We start from the raw sequence: 1962 nt of genomic DNA, 5'->3' as shown, positions 1-1962 counted from the left end.
GTCCGGGCCGGAGGCGGGCCGGGCCGCCTGGGCGTGCGCCGCCGGCGCGGCGAGGAGGAGGAGGGCCAGGAGGGTCGCGGCGCGCATCAGGCGGCGGTGCGGCGCGGAGGGCGGATGGCGATCAGGCGGAGGAGCAGCTCCTCCAGCGCCTGGCGGTCGGAGAGCGAGGCCGACTTGAGCAGGCGGTCGGTGCGCAGCAGCTCGGCGAGGGCGGCGTCCACCTCCGGGAGCGTCCACCGCTTCGCCTGGGGCGCCACCTTTCGCGCGAGCCACTTCTGGTACGGCTTCAGCTCGCGCTCCAGCGCCCCCTGCCCCCCCGCGCAGACCAGCGCCACGCGGAGGAGCTGCTGCGCCATCCCGATCACCAGCCCCACTCCGTTCTCCCCGGCCTCCAGCAGGACGGGGAGGACGCGGAGCGCCTCGCCCAGGCGACGCTCGCCGACGAGGTCGAACCAGGCCCAGCGGTCGTAGCGGGGGACGTTGCCGCCCACGGCCCGCACGTCGTCCACGGTGATCCGGCCGCGCTCCTGCACGTAGCCGGCGAGCTTCGTCAGCTCGGAGGTCAGCATCCCCAGGCTGGTTCCCACCGCGGAGACGAGCGCCGTCGCCGCGTCGGGCTCCAGCTCCACGGAGTGCGCCGCGCGGGCGCGCTCGATCAGCCACCCGGGGGCGTCCAGCGGCTCCAGGGCCGGGAACTCCACGGAGGAGGCGCGCTTCTGCAGCTCGCTGTAGAACTTCGCCTTGGAGCCGGCGGGGATCGCCGCCGAGAGGACGAGCACGAGGCCGGGCGGCGGGGAGGCGACTGCCTCCTCGACCACCTCGCGCGCCTTGACGGAGAGCCCCTGCGCGGCGCGCACGACGACGACGCGCCACTCCGCCATCATGGGCGGGGTGGCGATCAGCGACGCCAGCTCGTCTGCGGCCACGTCGGAGCCGGAGACCTGGTCGAAGTTGAAGTCGCGGGTGGCGGGGTCCAGGTGCCGCTCCACGACGCGGGCGACGGCCTCCTCGCGGAGGTATTCCTCCTCGCCGTGGAAGAAGAACACACCGCCCCCGGCGCGGTCGCGCAGGGAGCGGAGGAGGGCGTCGTAGCTGGTCTGGGGCACGGCGTGGGCGGCGGTTCGTGCGGATGGGCGCGGCCCGGGGGCGGACCGCCGGGCCGTCTTCTGTCCCGGGGTGTCCCTCGCCCCGCCGCGGGCAGGGCTTCAGTCCGCCGCGAGCGAGTTGAACGCGACGGGGTTGCTCACGGGGACCCCGATGGGATAGTAGCGGAAGAGCAGGTGGTTGTCACGCGAGTGCAGCGCCTCCGGCTCCAGCTCCCGGTGCAGCACGGAGGTGTGCGCCAGGAGCGGCCCCGCCACCAGGAGCGTCGGGAGGTCGGAGTACGGCGCGCGAGCGGCCACCGGGGGAAGCTGGTGCAGCCCCCGGTCCGACTGGAGCACGGGGATCCACGCCGCCAGCGCCAGCGCCGCCGCGATCGGGAGCAGCGCCGACGTGGGGACGCCGGAGGAGCTCCGGGACGGGGCGCGCATCTCCTCGTCCACGTGGAAGATGCGGTGCTGCAGCCGGGCGGCGAAGTCGTCCGAGGGCTCCAGCTCCGGGAGGTCGCAGAAGATGCGGGCCCCGCGCTGCACCACCCGGTCGTAGCGCGCGCAGGAGGCACAGGCGTCCCGGTGCGCCTCGAACGCGCGACTCTCGTCCGGGGGCAGGAAGCCGTCCCGGAACTCGGAGTACTCTTCGAGGAAACGTTCGCAGTCCACCATGGCTCGTGTCACTTTAACGCGGGGTCGGGGCCGGCCACGGGTGCGGGCCGGCGAACCGTTCCCTTCTACGCGACAGGGCGGCGGGTGTTCCCGGGGGCGACGGGGTTTCTCGCCGGTGTGTCGCCCGCGTGTCCCGGCGACGCGGAGGCAGTGCCGGAATGCGAACGGGGCGCCCGGCCATCCGGGCGCCCCGTTCCAC

General features: G+C 74.7%; 2 protein-coding genes. Both read right to left on the bottom strand.

Going from position 1 to position 1962, the window contains the following annotated elements:
- Positions 1 to 86 precede the first annotated feature (86 nt).
- Positions 87 to 1106, bottom strand: a complete 1020-nt coding sequence (gene holA, locus VGR37_22745) for a DNA polymerase III subunit delta (protein HEV2150235.1) — start codon at positions 1104 to 1106, stop codon at positions 87 to 89.
- Positions 1107 to 1205: 99 nt separating this feature from the next.
- Positions 1206 to 1760: a hypothetical protein gene (locus tag VGR37_22740; GenBank protein HEV2150234.1), complete on the bottom strand. Its 555-nt coding sequence runs from the start codon at positions 1758 to 1760 to the stop codon at positions 1206 to 1208.
- Between the last annotated feature and the right edge of the window lie 202 nt (positions 1761 to 1962).

The organism is Longimicrobiaceae bacterium, from assembly GCA_035936415.1.
In the GTDB taxonomy this organism is placed as follows: Bacteria; Gemmatimonadota; Gemmatimonadetes; order Longimicrobiales; family Longimicrobiaceae; genus JAFAYN01.
Note: the sequence above shows the minus strand (reverse complement) of the source record. Positions and strands in the feature narration are given on the sequence as shown.